The 13,905-nt window shown below is 43.9% G+C and carries 11 protein-coding genes; 7 read left to right on the top strand and 4 right to left on the bottom strand.

The features are described from left to right. The first annotated feature begins 17 nt into the window (after positions 1–17). The 7 genes from HUZ36_RS11595 (at position 18) to HUZ36_RS11565 (ending at position 9,921) form a co-directional block, all read left to right on the top strand. Positions 18–1,439, top strand: coding sequence for a protein adenylyltransferase SelO (locus tag HUZ36_RS11595; RefSeq protein ID WP_176032918.1), 1,422 nt, complete (start codon positions 18–20; stop codon positions 1,437–1,439). Further along, complete coding sequence (locus HUZ36_RS11590; RefSeq protein ID WP_176032917.1) at positions 1,440–3,218, top strand: ABC transporter ATP-binding protein; 1,779 nt, start codon at positions 1,440–1,442, stop codon at positions 3,216–3,218. Between the two features lie 151 nt (positions 3,219–3,369). After that, positions 3,370–4,419: an OmpA family protein gene (locus tag HUZ36_RS11585; RefSeq protein ID WP_176032945.1), complete on the top strand. Its 1,050-nt coding sequence runs from the start codon at positions 3,370–3,372 to the stop codon at positions 4,417–4,419. 310 nt (positions 4,420–4,729) lie between these two features. After that, positions 4,730–7,327 carry a bifunctional aconitate hydratase 2/2-methylisocitrate dehydratase gene (gene acnB, locus HUZ36_RS11580; protein WP_128731740.1) on the top strand — a complete coding sequence of 866 codons (2,598 nt, stop codon included), beginning with the start codon at positions 4,730–4,732 and terminating at the stop codon, positions 7,325–7,327. 243 nt (positions 7,328–7,570) lie between these two features. Continuing rightward, positions 7,571–8,203, top strand: a complete 633-nt coding sequence (locus HUZ36_RS11575; protein WP_176032916.1) for a 2OG-Fe dioxygenase family protein — start codon at positions 7,571–7,573, stop codon at positions 8,201–8,203. A 9-nt stretch (positions 8,204–8,212) separates the two neighbouring features. Beyond that, positions 8,213–9,448, top strand: coding sequence for a cysteine desulfurase-like protein (locus tag HUZ36_RS11570; RefSeq protein WP_125251349.1), 1,236 nt, complete (start codon positions 8,213–8,215; stop codon positions 9,446–9,448). A gap of 128 nt (positions 9,449–9,576) precedes the next feature. After that, complete coding sequence (locus HUZ36_RS11565) at positions 9,577–9,921, top strand: hypothetical protein (protein ID WP_176032915.1); 345 nt, start codon at positions 9,577–9,579, stop codon at positions 9,919–9,921. Here the strand turns inward: HUZ36_RS11565 and HUZ36_RS11560 are convergent. The 4 genes from HUZ36_RS11560 to HUZ36_RS11545 form a co-directional block, all read right to left on the bottom strand. Then, positions 9,899–10,360 carry a Crp/Fnr family transcriptional regulator gene (locus HUZ36_RS11560; protein ID WP_125251350.1) on the bottom strand — a complete coding sequence of 154 codons (462 nt, stop codon included), beginning with the start codon at positions 10,358–10,360 and terminating at the stop codon, positions 9,899–9,901. The two genes, HUZ36_RS11565 and HUZ36_RS11560, sit on opposite strands and share 23 nt — an antisense overlap. Before the next feature lie 22 nt (positions 10,361–10,382). Continuing rightward, the gene (gene ntrC / locus HUZ36_RS11555; RefSeq protein ID WP_125251351.1) at positions 10,383–11,780 is read right to left on the bottom strand and encodes a nitrogen regulation protein NR(I); all 1,398 of its coding nucleotides are present in this window, start codon (positions 11,778–11,780) and stop codon (positions 10,383–10,385) included. Beyond that, positions 11,777–12,859, bottom strand: coding sequence for a nitrogen regulation protein NR(II) (gene glnL, locus HUZ36_RS11550; RefSeq protein WP_176032914.1), 1,083 nt, complete (start codon positions 12,857–12,859; stop codon positions 11,777–11,779). The genes ntrC and glnL overlap by 4 nt, the downstream gene beginning before the upstream one ends. Before the next feature lie 290 nt (positions 12,860–13,149). Continuing rightward, positions 13,150–13,680 (bottom strand): DUF4124 domain-containing protein, encoded by a 531-nt coding sequence (locus HUZ36_RS11545; protein ID WP_241651667.1) that lies wholly within the window; start codon positions 13,678–13,680, stop codon positions 13,150–13,152. Between the last annotated feature and the right edge of the window lie 225 nt (positions 13,681–13,905).

Below are 13,905 nucleotides of genomic sequence, written 5' to 3'. Positions count from 1 at the left end.
AAGAGGGAGAAAGTTGGATGGCGTTTTTTCAGCCCTATCAAGGCACAGAGCTGCTTTTTGATGAGCAGCCTACAAAATTTAATCAACCCGTTTTGCTGTTAAAGCATGCTCCTTTATTGGAGAAGTTGGGTCTTAGTCATGTTGATGATATAGCACTGGCTGCATTGTTGAGTGGCCAGCAACCGCTTGGAGAGATTAAGCCGGCAAGCCTAGCATATAGTGGCCATCAATTTGGTCAATTTAACCCACTGCTAGGAGATGGTCGCGCTCACCTTATTGGTGGGGTTAAACTTGAAGATGGCACACAATATGACCTGCACTTAAAAGGCTCTGGTGCAACGCGGTTCTCGCGTGGTGGTGATGGCTTTTGCGCGCTGGGCCCTGCTGTCAGGGAGTTTATAATGAGTCAGGCGATGGCTGCGCTTGGGGTGCCAACAACAGAGTGCTTATCGGTAGTCACAACCGGCCATCGAGTTTATCGTCAAACTGAGGTGCCTGGTGCTGTGGTGTGTCGTGTAGCTAAGAGTCATATTCGTATCGGCACTTTGCAATATCTTGCCACTCAAGAGAATCAGGCGGGGCTATGGCAACTGTTACAGCAGCTAGGTGTGCAATTATTTGACGGTTTAGCGGTGCGCTCGGAGCGTGATGTGCTTGAACTGTTCCGTGAGGTATGTGAGCAGCTGGTGGACTTGGCGGTAGAGTGGATGCGAGTGGGCTTTATTCATGGCGTTATGAACACAGACAATATTTTGCTCAGTGGTGAAACCATAGACTATGGTCCGTGCGCCATGATGGAAAAGTTTGATTTTAACGCGGTATATAGCTCAATTGATAGGCAGGGGCGTTATGCGTTTGGCAATCAACCAAATATCATGAACTGGAATTGTGCGCGACTGGCGGAGTCCTTGTTGGTGTTGTGGCAAGATGAGCAGCAGGGTATCGCAGCTCTGAGTCAAATATTGACAGAGTTTTCAGAGTCTTTTAATCGTAAATATAAAGACATGTGGGCGGCAAAGTTAGGAATTGACGAGTGGCACGATGCCGATGATGTTTTACTTGCCGACTTGCTCAAGCTAATGACTGAGCATTCACTTGACTTTACTAATACCTTCGCAGCGCTTACGAACACTTTGCTTGGAAATCCAAATAGGACCTTACAAATACCCAGTGAACTGGATAGTTGGCAGCAACGTTGGCAGCAAAGGCGTGCGTCAGATGATGTCGCGACGCACTTGATGAGTCAAGCAAATCCAATTTTGATCCCTCGAAACGCACTGGTAGAAGCAGAGATTGAACAGTTTAATCAGAGTGGGTCGAGTGAATCGCTTGATGATTGGCTTCTGGCACTCAACAGCCCTTACGAATATAAGGACTATCCTGAGATGTGGATGAAGGCATCCACACCTGCACACTATAAAACTTTTTGTGGAACCTAAATGGCAAAAAATCAGCTTTCTTGGCAAGAGATCAAAGATAAGGTACTTGAGCAAAAGCGCCCACTAATTTCAGCGCATATTATTGCGTTGTTTGCGGCCTTGGTCAGTGTGCCCATTCCGTTAATGATGCCGCTGCTAGTGGATGAAGTGCTACTTAACACTCCAGGCCCTGCCGTGAATTGGATGAACTCAATACTGCCACAGCATTGGCACCAGCCCAGCGCTTATATCATTGTTATTTTGCTGGCTGTTATTGCTATGCGACTTGCTAGTTTAGTATTGGGGGTGATGCAGTCTCGACAATTCACAATTATTGGCAAGGGGATCAGTTATGAGATCCGTGAACGCTTACTTTCTCACTTGCCTAAGGTGCAACTCAAAGAGTATGAAAGTCAAGGTGGTGCAGCTATTAGTTCACGCTGTATCACGGATGTAGAAACATTAGATAAGTTTATTAGCCAGACCTTGTCTCGCTTTTTGATAGGGTTACTGACCATCGTTGGTACTGCTGCTATTTTACTGTGGATTGATTGGGTGCTTGGACTGGTTATTTTGCTACTTAATCCTGCGGTTATCTATTTTTCTCGGCAATTTGGTAAACATGTTAAAGAGCTAAAAAAGGAAGAAAATGCAGCGTTTGAGGCATTACAAACAGCGTTAGTAGAGACGTTAGATGCAATTTCTCAATTAAAAGCGGTACGTCGTGAAGGCACTTACTTTGAACAAGTTAAAGTAGCTGCCAAAGATCTCAAACATTTTGCTGTGCAGTCACAATGGAAAACGGATGCCGTTAATCGCCTAAGCTTTACGGTGTTTTTGGTTGGGTTCGAGTTTTTCCGTGCTGTTGCCATGTTTATGGTGGTGTTTTCTGACTTAACCGTAGGGCAGATATTTGCGGTATTTGGATACCTGTGGTTTATGATGGGACCGGTTCAGGAAATCTTGGGTATTCAATATGCTTATTATGGGGCATCAGCGGCATTAACGCGGCTCAATCAAGTATTTAATTTTGCCACCGAGACACAGTATCCTGCAACGCATTCGGTGTTTGATTCTGCTCAAGTGGATATTAAGTTCAACAATATTGATTTTGCCTATGTTGCAGAGCAGCCCGTACTAAAACAAGTTTCGTTACACATTCCAGCAGGTAAGAAAGTGGCTCTGGTGGCGGTCTCCGGAGGAGGGAAATCAACATTAGTGCAGCTGCTGTTAGGGTTATATGAAAAGCAAAGTGGTGATATTCACATTAATGATAAACCAGTAGAGCAAATTGGCTATGACGCTGTAAGAGATAATATTGTCACTGTATTACAACAACCCATACTCTTTAATGCCAGTATTCGTGAAAATCTGGCAATGGGAAGAACGGTAGCTGATGATGTGCTTTGGCAAGCGTTACAAGTTGCAGAACTTGCCAGCACTGTAATGATGTTGGAAGACAAGTTAGACGCCCAAGTTGGTCGCAATGGTATTAAATTATCAGGTGGACAGAAACAGCGACTTGCCATCGCCCGTATGGTTGTTGCGGATCCAAAAGTGGTGGTATTGGATGAAGCAACATCAGCGCTTGATATTGAAACAGAAGCCAAAATTCATCGTAATTTACAGGCTTTCTTAGCGAGCAGAACCACACTGATTATCGCTCATCGCTTGAGTGCAATTAAACAAGCCGACTTAATTTATGTGCTTGATGACGGTTCTGTATCCCAATATGGAGCTCATGATGAACTATTACAGGAACAGGGGCTCTACCGTATCTTGTTTGGCCATCAGCATTAGTGGATATTTGGCGAAAATTCTGGATGTAACGTTAAGTAAACATTAATAGACAAGCTAATATTATCTCTGCAACGTAATCAGTCGGCGCATTTTCTGATAGACTGTCAGAGTCAATACTCAATGCGTTAACTAACAGAGATGGGAAGGAATGATGAAAATTAAAACTTTGAGTTTACTAGTTGCGATGGCTGCATCAGCCACTGCACATGCAAATACCACCGAGCCAACTGAAGGCGTATATCTTGGGGTGTTTGGTGACTACTATGATGCCGACTGGCAAAATCACCGTGACATGGCTGGTTTAGATGTTGAGGACTCAACGGGTTGGGGGGCTGAAATTGGCTACCGCTTTGATAAGTTTTGGAGCGGTCGTATTGAATATGCAGACATGGACTTTGATTTAGGTGGGATCAGTAATGGTTCGCTTGACGCTGAGCGCTATGGTATCGATGGTCTATATCACTTTGATGGTGGCCCATTCTACGGTCTAGTTGGTTTGAAAAAAATGAACTTAGATGCCATTTCAGATAACACCTTCGCAAACTTAGGTGCGGGTGTACGTCACCACTTTACTGAGCACCTATTTTTAAATGCTGAGGCTGCTGTGTATCAGGGGTTAGAAGCTGGTTTTACTGATGTAGGTGGTAAAATTGGTATTAACTACTCGTTCGGTAGTGCAGGTAAATCAGAAGCAGTTGCACCAGCTCCAGCACCTGTTGTTGCACAAGCACCGCAAGACAGTGACAAAGATGGCGTAGTGGATAGCGAAGATAAATGTGCAAATACACCAATGACGGATGCAGTTGACGCGTCTGGCTGTACTTTGTACGAAACGAAAGAAGACAAAGTGAGCCTGCTAGTGCGTTTCCCACACGATGATGCCACTTTCTCTCAGCAATATGTCGATGACATCAATGCTGTAGCTAAGTTCTTAAAAGAACATAAAAACGCAGACGTTTTGATTGAAGGTCACGCGTCAGCTGTCGGTGATGCTGATTACAACCAACAACTGTCTGAGCGCCGCGCGAAAAACGTTGCTGAAAAACTCGTTGATATGGGTATTGATTCAATGCGTATTACCACAGTGGGTTACGGTGAGGAGCGTTTGAAGAATCCAGCGAATACGCTAAAAGCACATGCGGAAAACCGCCGTGTAGAAGCGCACGTTTCTTCTAAAGAAAAAGTAAAAGTTAAGCGTTAATGTTCACTTAACTTATGCAAAAAGGCTCCTATTGGAGCCTTTTTTGATCCAATTAATTGCGCGCTTTTACAAAATTTAAATGATTCTCGTTTGACTAATATTCATCAAAATATACTTGTTCCACCATGCTTATTCATAGTATTTATAGTGACTATAAGGCGAGGTATCGCATGCAAGATTTTCATCTATACTCAAAGACCTTATAATTGATCATTATATTTTATGGTCAAGGGAATGGTTCAGCCGGTTTCACTAATAACCGCAGCCAGATCATTTACTTGTCTGTCCACGTCACCAAGAGGGCAATATTGTGCTTCAAGAATATCGTAAACACGTAGAAGAGCGTGCCGCGCAAGGTATCGTGCCTAAGCCGTTAGACGCGCAGCAAACTGCTGACCTTATCGAATTATTAAAAACTCCACCGGCTGGTGAAGAAGAGTTTATTGTTGATTTATTCATTAACCGTGTACCGCCAGGTGTAGATGACGCGGCTTATGTAAAAGCGGGCTTTTTGGCTGCGGTAGCGAAAGGCGAAGCTGAATCACCACTTATTTCAAAAGAGTATGCAGCTGAGCTACTTGGTACTATGCTAGGTGGTTATAACATCGCGCCAATGATTGACCTGTTAGACGATGCAACACTTGCACCTATCGTTGCTAAAGGTTTATCTCATACACTACTGATGTTTGACGCATTCTACGACGTAGAAGAAAAAGCAAAAGCTGGCAACGAGTTTGCTAAGCAAGTTATTGAATCATGGGCAAATGCAGAATGGTTCCTTGAGAAGCCAGCGGTTGCAGACAAAATTTCTGTAACTGTATTCAAAGTAACGGGTGAGACAAACACAGATGACTTGTCTCCAGCACCAGACGCTTGGTCTCGTCCAGATATCCCATTACACGCACTGGCTATGCTTAAAAACGAGCGTGATGGTATCAACCCAGACAAACCTGGTGAAGTAGGTCCTATCGCACAGCTTGAAGCGCTGAATGGTAAAGGTTTACCGCTAGCATACGTGGGTGATGTTGTTGGTACCGGTTCATCTCGTAAATCTGCAACTAACTCAGTACTTTGGTTCATGGGTGATGACATCCCATTCGTACCAAACAAGCGCGTTGGCGGTGTCTGTCTAGGTGGTAAAATTGCACCTATCTTCTTCAACACCATGGAAGATTCAGGTGCACTACCTATTGAACTTCCAGTTGACGAACTAAACATGGGCGACCAAATCGACATCTTCCCATACGAAGGTGTAGTTAAGCGTCACGGTACAGACGAAGTTATTTCGACTTTCTCACTAAAATCAGACGTAATTCTTGATGAAGTGCGTGCTGGTGGTCGTATTCCACTTATCATCGGTCGCGGTCTAACAGACAAGGCACGTACCTCTCTTGGTCTTGAAGCTGAAGACATCTTCCGTAAGCCAAAACTAGTGGCGGATTCTGGAAAGGGCTTTACCCTTGCACAGAAAATGGTAGGTAAAGCATGTAACATGCCGGGTGTACGCCCAGGTCAATACTGTGAACCAACAATGACAACGGTAGGTTCTCAGGATACCACGGGTCCTATGACGCGTGATGAGCTTAAAGATCTTGCTTGTCTTGGCTTCTCTGCTGACCTGACAATGCAGTCATTCTGCCACACATCAGCTTATCCTAAGCCAATCGACGTAAACACACACCACACACTTCCTGATTTCATCATGAACCGTGGCGGTGTATCGCTACGTCCAGGTGACGGTGTTATCCACTCGTGGCTAAACCGTATGCTACTACCTGATACAGTAGGTACAGGTGGTGACTCACATACTCGTTTCCCGTTAGGTATTTCATTCCCAGCAGGTTCTGGTGCGGTAGCATTTGCAGCTGCAACAGGTGTAATGCCACTTGATATGCCTGAGTCAATCCTTGTTCGCTTTAAAGGTGAAATGCAGCCAGGTATCACACTACGTGACCTAGTACACGCTATCCCTTACTATGCAATTCAGCAAGGTCTATTGACGGTTGAGAAAAAAGGTAAGATCAACGAATTCTCTGGTCGCATCCTTGAAATCGAAGGTGTTGAACATCTAACTGTTGAGCAAGCGTTCGAACTATCTGACGCTTCTGCAGAGCGCAGTGCAGCAGGTTGTACCGTTAAACTTTCACAAGCGTCTATTGAAGAGTACCTAAACTCTAACATCGTGATGCTTAAGTGGATGATCTCTGAAGGCTATGGTGATGTACGTACTATTGAGCGTCGTATCACTAAGATGCAAGAGTGGTTAGCAAACCCAGAGCTAATGACAGCAGACGCGGATGCAGAATACGCGCACACTATTGAGATTGACCTTGCAGATATCAAAGAGCCAATCCTTTGTGCACCGAATGACCCTGATGACGCACGTTTACTTTCAGCGGTAACTGGTGAGAAAATCGATGAAGTATTCATCGGTTCTTGTATGACTAACATCGGTCACTTCCGTGCAGCTGGTAAACTACTAGATAACTTCGGTGGTCGTCTACCAACGCAACTATGGGTTGCTCCACCAACGAAGATGGACCGCGATCAGTTAACTGACGAAGGTTACTATGGTATTTATGGCCGTGTAGGTGCACGTATCGAAACGCCTGGATGTTCACTATGTATGGGTAACCAAGCACGTGTTGCTGATAAAGCAACAGTGGTGTCTACCTCTACTCGTAACTTCCCTAACCGCCTAGGTACAGGTGCAAATGTATTCCTTGCATCAGCAGAACTTGCAGCTGTCGCTGCTATTCTTGGTAAATTACCAACACCTGCTGAATATCAAGAGTATGCAGAGAAAATCAATGCAACGGCTGCTGACACGTACCGTTACTTGAACTTCCACAAGATGCCTCAGTACACTAAAAAAGCAGACTCAGTGATCATTCAACAAGCAGTTTAATTACGCGTTTAGAATACATTGAGATAAAAAGCCAGCACTTGCTGGCTTTTTTTATGCGCATAAAACGCTCAAATTAAATGGTGTTATCAAGCTTTATTTTAAATCTAGATAAGTAATCTATTAAAGTTGTAATTAGTGGGTTTTTATTGCGTTTTAGTGATTAAAATCCCGTTTTTTTAAACAGTAATTTTCTCTAGTTTTATTAGAATTATCGGCAAATTCTCATCAATGGGCGAGAGGATCATGACAACAGTAAACAACCAGAATTTATTACAACTACGCTTTTTACCACAGCAGCATATTGATGCAGTGAAGCCGTATTTTAGCCAGCTTCCAGACAACCCTTATGCTGATGGCGCATTTAGAAAACGTCGCTACTCGGTGGTAAAGTTCATCAATAATGAAGTAACATTACAGCCAACCAAGGCCTTTGTGCAAGACGATTCAATTAATACCTTTCAAGGCAATGTTGAGCGTGTTTACGAAAACCTAGAACAAGAGATGCTAAATACCGATGGTTTCAAGCATATGCTTGCAGAATTTAAAACCATGACAGGTATTGCAGATGACAGCGATATTGAGGTGCATCAGTTCCGCATGCTGGCGATAGAAAGTGATACGCCTCCAGCCCCTGAGGGCGTGCACCAAGATGGCTTTGACCATGTGTGTGTATGTGGTGTTTCGCATGAAAATATTGCTGGTGGTGAATTATTGGTATACGAGCATAAAGAAGCCGAGCCATGTTTTAAAATGGAAATCAAAGATGGTCTATTTGCACTGGTGAATGACCGTGAAGTGTGGCATAACGCAACACCAATGAATAAGCTAGATGCCGAGCAAGTCGGTTACCTAGATTGCTTCGTGTTTACAGCCTAAGAGGGTAGTATGGATTTAAATCAAGTGCGTCGTCAGTTTCCTGCGTTGATGCAAAGTGTCGGCGGGACTGCTCCTATTTTTCTAGATGGCCCAGGTGGCTCTCAAGTACCACAATCTGTGTTGAGCGCGATGTCAGCCTACCTTGGTTACTTCAACTCCAACTTGGGTGGCGCATTTTTCTCAAGCGACAAAACGGTCAGTTTAATGAATGAAGCCCGCCAAGCGGTGGCGGACTTTTTGAATGCACCGAGTGTTGAGCAAATCGTTTTTGGTGCCAACATGACTAGCCTTGCATTCAGCTTTAGCCGAGCCGTGTCACGTGATTGGCAAGTTGGCGATGAAGTTATTGTGACCAATGCAGATCACTATTCAAATGTATCTTCATGGCGTCAAGCTGCTGAAGATAAAGGGGCGACTGTACACACAGTTAAGGTAAACGAAACCGACTGTACGCTTGATTTGGCACAGCTAGAAGGGTTATTAAATCATAACACGAAGTTAGTTGCTGTTACGTATGCCTCTAATACTACAGGCTCAATCAATGACATCAAGCGCATTGTCGAGCGTGCACACCAAGTGGGTGCGTTAGTGTTTGTTGATGCTGTTCACTATGCGCCACATGAATTACTTGATGTTCAAGCACTAGACTGTGATTTCCTTGCATGCTCAGCCTATAAGTTCTTCGGCCCACATGTTGGTATCGTTTATGGCAAACGAGAGCATCTAGAAGGCTTTACACCATATAAAGTAGAGCCTGTAAAAGATATTATCCCTTATCGTTGGGAAACGGGTACTCAGAGCTTTGAAGGAATAGCAGGTGTTGTGGCTGCCATAGACTATATCGCCTCTTTAAGCGAAATGAGTGCCGATACGCCGCGTCGTGATAAGTTAGTGGAAGCTTTTGCACGCATCAAAGCGCACGAGACGCAACTGAGCCAACATTTCTTGACGCGTTTAGCGGAGTTTAAGCAAATTAAGCTATTTGGTATCGCATCGCTCGATAGGTTAGCAGAGCGTACACCAACGTTTGCGCTGACATTTGACGGCATTGCACCTCGTGAGGTTTCTGAGTTTTTAGGTGCAAAACACATGTGTGTATGGGATGGTCACTTTTACGCGCAAGGGTTATGTGAGCAACTAGGCGTAATGGACAAAGGCGGTGTTGTTCGCATCGGCTGTATGCACTACAACACGATTGCTGAGTTAGATCGACTATTTGATGCGTTTAGTGAATTATTAGCGTAAGTCGCATCAACATAATGGGAGCCAAGGCTCCCATTATTTATTTCCCAACAAGATCACATGGAGTCGTGTTTGTTGGAAGCTAATTTGATACGCTCATATTAGCGAACTCAAAGAGAGGGAAGCACTCATTGGTAAAGGATATAAATAATATCGACAAGATAGTGGCCATACCGGTATGTTGTGGACTGTTAACCATTTTAGTGATTTATGCGTATCAGTTTCCGGTTCCGATGGTTGGGATGGTGAATGAAACGGATTTAACAAGTTCGGATTTTTGGTGGACGGCAGTACTCGGTTATCTCTTTTACGGATTTATCTGCTTTACTATCCCGCTGATGATGCTTATTCAGTATGTCATTTCAAAGTCAAAGTGGATTACAAATCACAGCGGGCAAGACAAGCAGCTTTGGTGTAGTGCCATTCTTTTATGTTTTGCTTGGGCTACTTTACTTAGTCAGTTACACCTTCAATAAAGGCATTAAGCTTTGCAATACGATGACTCATGCCTTCAATCAGCTTGTCTTTAATTTTTTCTCGGATCACATTGGGCAAGCGCGTAAGAGCATCAGGAGTAATAGCTAATATAATGCTGTCTTTTACCGCTTGTGCACTGGTGCTGCGCTCTCGGTTTGTGATAAATGCGCCTTCACCTAAGAACTCTCCGGGTCCGACTTTGCCTAAGTCATGAGCGGCATCTTGTTTAAAAATCAAAAATTCGCCGCTTAATACAATATAAAGACGATTGTCTTTTTCAAAGCGTTTAAAGGCGTGGCGCTGCTGTGGTACCAGATATAGATGGCTAAAAGACTCCAAGAGCACCTGACGCTCTGCCAAGGTAAATTCTTTAAAAAAGGCTAAGCGATTAATAATCTCTAGCTGTTTTATCAGTGGGACATTTTCAAGTAACTTCATGCAAATGATTTATCATCTAAACTTAATCTTGAATATTGCGTTCTTTTAGCTTTCGCGTCAACGTGTTGCGTCCCCAACCTATCTTTAATGCAGCATCTTGCTTGTGACCATGGCATGCATGCAGTGCTGATTTTATTAAACGCGTCTCCAATTGTGCCTGTATATCTGGCCAAATATGATCTTTGCCTTTACGCAGTTCCGTATCAAGCCAAGATTGAAAAGCATCAAGCCAATGGGCTTGCTCAGCGGCTTCGAGTTGCTGTGGTTGCGCTAGTTCCTCTGGTAAGTCAGCAGCAGTAACAAGCTCACCAGGGGCCATTACTGTTAGCCAACGACAGGTATTTTCAAGCTGGCGAACATTACCAGGCCAATGATACGCCTGCATTTTTTGTAAGGCTTGTGTGGAGATAATTTTAGGATCAGCTTTTAGCTCTTTGGCACTTTTTGCTAAAAAATGGTCGCATAGTGCTGCAATGTCCTCAGGTCTTTCCCTAAGTGCCGGTAGCTTGAGACGTACAACGTTAAGGCGGTGAAACAAATCTTCACGGAATTTGCCCTGTTTTACCAGTGCTTCTAGGTTTTGGTGTGTGGCAGCTACAATTCGAACATCGACTTTAACACTGTTGTGGCCCCCAACGCGATAAAACTCGCCATCAGCAAGGACTCGCAATAATCGAGTTTGCACATCCAATGGCATATCACCAATTTCGTCAAGGAACAAAGTACCGCCATCTGCTTGTTCAAAACGTCCTCTACGCATGCTATCGGCCCCAGTGAAAGCCCCTTTTTCATGACCGAAAAGCTCAGACTCAACAAGATCTTTTGGTATAGCAGCCATATTGAGCGCAATAAATGCAGCATCTTTGCGCGGACTATGATTATGTAGTGCGCCTGCTACTAACTCTTTACCTGATCCGGACTCACCGTTGATGAGTACACTCATACTCGATGCTGAGAGTTTCCCAATGGCGCGAAACACCTCTTGCATGGCCGGTGCTTCGCCTATGATATCCGGGCTAGTCGCTTTGCTATTTGTGCGTTTGTGTTTTTTAGTCTGTTGACTGGCACGAAATGCTCGTTGCACCAGTGACACCGCTTCGTTTAAGTCAAAAGGTTTGGCAAGATACTCGAAAGCGCCTTTTTTGAACGCATTGACAGCGGAGTCTAAATCAGAATGCGCTGTCATAATGATGACAGGCAAAGTTGGGTGTAGACTCGCTATCTTGTCTAATAAGGCCATACCATCAATGCCTGGCATACGTACATCTGAAATCAGCACTGCGGGTTGCTCATATTCAAGCGCAGTTAACACGTCCTGAGCACTGGCGAAGCTTTCGGTTTCAAACTCTGCTCGCTTTAATGCTTTTTCTAAAACAAATCTAATTGAAGCGTCATCATCGACTAACCACACTGATTTCATTGCACGGTTCCTGTTTCGGTGTTGTCAAAGGGAAGGTAGATACTAAATTCAGTGTGTCCCGGCCAACTATCGCATTCGATAAACCCTTGGTGTTGCTCCACCAGCGTTTGTGCAATAGACAGCCCAAGCCCTGAGCCACCTTCTTTGTTCGTTATCATCGGGAAAAATAACGTTTCTTTTACCTCTTCTGCGATACCCGGACCATTATCGCTGATCCGCACAAGTAGCGCTTTTTTAAGCAGCCGCTCGCCATGATGCAGACGATGCTTAATACGCGTTGTGATGGTAATAGTGCCATCATGTTGTAGTGCTTGTTGAGCATTACGAAGCATATTGAGTAGCACCTGCTGGATTTTCGCCTGATCTATCACTATGGCTGGGATACTGGGATCATAATCCTTCACTAATTTGATCTCTGCATCGCGCTCCAAGGTAGTGAGCTTAATTACCGACTCTAGTGCTTGGTGTATATTACACGGCGCTTTTTGTGGTAATTGGTTTGGCCCAAGTAACTTGTCTACAAGTTCTCTGAGCCTGTCAGCTTGCTCAATGATAAGTGCTGCGCATTCTTCCCGTTCTTGCTGATCAGTTTCATACTGCAATAATTGCGCCGCACCTCTAATGCCACCAAGAGGGTTTTTTATCTCATGTGCTAAACCACGGATCAAATTTCTTGCTGCTTGAAACTGGTGCATCTGATTCGATGCTTGATCATAGCGCAGGGCGTCATCAACACGGCGGCACTCTAGTAATATATATGCTTGATCTGACTGCAATATCCGCCTTGCATGAAGGCTTAATGTTGCGACCCGGTTATCGACAAACACCACGTCAACCCTGTGCTGCTGGCAATCAACACCATCTTGGAGTACATATTTGGAGAGCCTTGCTAGGTCAATATGATGATGGTTAAAGATATTATCAATGGCCAATCCAGTGAGGCGCTTCGTACTCAATCCTAACAGCTCACTGCTGCTGTAATTCGCAAAGCAAATAGTAAGGTTATGGTCGAGCACTAAAATTGCAGTCGAAAGAGATTGCCACACTTTGTCTAAGTCAATTGAATTGTTTTGATCCATTTGTGTTCACCGTGCACCAAGTTGGTGCAATGAGAATAGCACAGTGTGTTACACATGTACGAAAATTATTATCCTGCCCAATACATTCATCGTTCTGAGCTTGCTCTTACTTATCCATTAATAAATCATGCCAACTTGATAAAGCGCTAATCCGCAACCGTTTGATTTGTGCTCATAGGGAATATTTTGTGACTCGTTAAATTTCAAAGGGAAGCATTATAGGTAACCTCTTGCCGCCTACCCAAAGGGGTGGTGCGCAACACACGTAGAAGGGGATTATTTTTGGAGGATCAGTTATTTACTGTGTTGCGATGTAAATAGAACTTATGCTCATTACTTTGGGCGACAACTTGACCTTTTTGATTGAAGACTTTTAGCACTAGCGCATGTTCACCACGATGTATATTGCGCAGCGAAAACTGAGCATTGGACTGTTTTGGTCCAGTTGCCTCACCATTTAGATAAAGCTGTACACTTAACCCCTGAGTAAACCTAGGTTCTACAGAGCCTGTGACATATACGCTACCGCTGTTGTCACGAATGGTTTGTTCATTTTCAGGGGAGGTTATCTTAGCTTGATAAGTAATGGTTGGTGTAGTGTCAGATTGTGATGCTAAAACTTTTGTATCGATGCTTGGCATGGTTAATATGTTCGAGTGTAGTTTGACCTCTTTAGAGCCAGGTTTCGGTATATCAGAATAAACCCAATGCCCGTTTTTATCTTTCCAGCGATAGATTTTAGGGTTGGACTCGGCAGTAGCATCAATGCTTATTATGGTTAGCATCATGCTAACCGAAAAAAAAATACCCCACTGACGCACCACAACTCTCCAAACTACATAACTCATCATACTTTAGTATAGAGTACTTTGAATTGCGAGTTTAGGCTTATACTAATTAGCCTGAATACTTGCTCAATTTGAAGAAGTAAACCTGACGCTAACCGCGTTAAAACTTCTTCTTTAGAACAACTAAATAGCGAAATTATTGGTTAGTTATCGACAAGATTTTCTCGCTTCAAAATAGACCACTTAATTAAGCTAATT

The organism is Pseudoalteromonas sp. McH1-7 (assembly GCF_013366255.1).
Classification (GTDB): Bacteria; Pseudomonadota; Gammaproteobacteria; order Enterobacterales; family Alteromonadaceae; genus Pseudoalteromonas; species Pseudoalteromonas peptidolytica.
This window is presented reverse-complemented; position numbering and strand designations above follow the sequence as displayed.

What these genes read in the sequence shown, in the direction of transcription:
- HUZ36_RS11595 (WP_176032918.1), top strand. Translation starts at nt 18, where the DNA reads ATGGCGTTTTTTCAGCCCTATCAAGGCACAGAGCTGCTTTTTGATGAG.
- HUZ36_RS11590 (WP_176032917.1), top strand. Translation starts at nt 1,440, where the DNA reads ATGGCAAAAAATCAGCTTTCTTGGCAAGAGATCAAAGATAAGGTACTT.
- HUZ36_RS11585 (WP_176032945.1), top strand. Translation starts at nt 3,370, where the DNA reads ATGAAAATTAAAACTTTGAGTTTACTAGTTGCGATGGCTGCATCAGCC.
- HUZ36_RS11575 (WP_176032916.1), top strand. Translation starts at nt 7,571, where the DNA reads ATGACAACAGTAAACAACCAGAATTTATTACAACTACGCTTTTTACCA.
- HUZ36_RS11570 (WP_125251349.1), top strand. Translation starts at nt 8,213, where the DNA reads ATGGATTTAAATCAAGTGCGTCGTCAGTTTCCTGCGTTGATGCAAAGT.
- HUZ36_RS11560 (WP_125251350.1), bottom strand. Translation starts at nt 10,360, where the DNA reads ATGAAGTTACTTGAAAATGTCCCACTGATAAAACAGCTAGAGATTATT.
- ntrC (WP_125251351.1), bottom strand. Translation starts at nt 11,780, where the DNA reads ATGAAATCAGTGTGGTTAGTCGATGATGACGCTTCAATTAGATTTGTT.
- glnL (WP_176032914.1), bottom strand. Translation starts at nt 12,859, where the DNA reads ATGGATCAAAACAATTCAATTGACTTAGACAAAGTGTGGCAATCTCTT.